The following is a 500-nucleotide window of genomic DNA, read 5'->3' on the forward strand; positions in this document are numbered from 1 at the left end:
GAAGCAGGAACAGGTGGAAGTGATCGTTTTTGTATTGATTCAGACTTGAGTTCTGTAGATCTTTTTGCACTTATTGTTGGCGGAGATACTGGTGGAAGCTGGACAGATGTATCCGATGGTTCGGTATCTAGTCCAATTGATCTAAGTGGATTTGGAGCTGGCACTTATGTATTTACATATACTGTAAGTCCAAGTGATCCTGATTCCGAATGTGAGTCAGATACTACGACAGTTAGTATAAGTATTGATGATTCTTTTGAAGCTGGAACAGGTGGAAGTGATCGTTACTGTACTGATGACGACTCACTTGGTTCTGTAGATCTTTTTGCTCTTATTGTTGGTGGAGATACTGGTGGAAGCTGGACAGATGTATCCGATGGTTCGGTATCTAGTCCAATCGATTTAAGTGGATTTGGAGCTGGCACTTATGTATTTACATATACTGTAGGCCCTGAAGATCCTGATTCAGAATGCGAATCAGATAATACAACAGTTAGTAT

The 500-nt window shown here is 40.6% G+C and carries 1 protein-coding gene; it reads left to right on the plus strand.

Annotation, left to right across the window (positions count from 1 at the left end; translation table 11 throughout):
• A partial coding sequence (locus ES724_RS16585; protein ID WP_170249919.1) for a hypothetical protein occupies positions 1 to 500 on the plus strand: 500 nt, incomplete at both ends.

Source organism: Gillisia hiemivivida, assembly GCF_007997295.1.
Classification (GTDB): Bacteria; Bacteroidota; Bacteroidia; order Flavobacteriales; family Flavobacteriaceae; genus Gillisia; species Gillisia hiemivivida.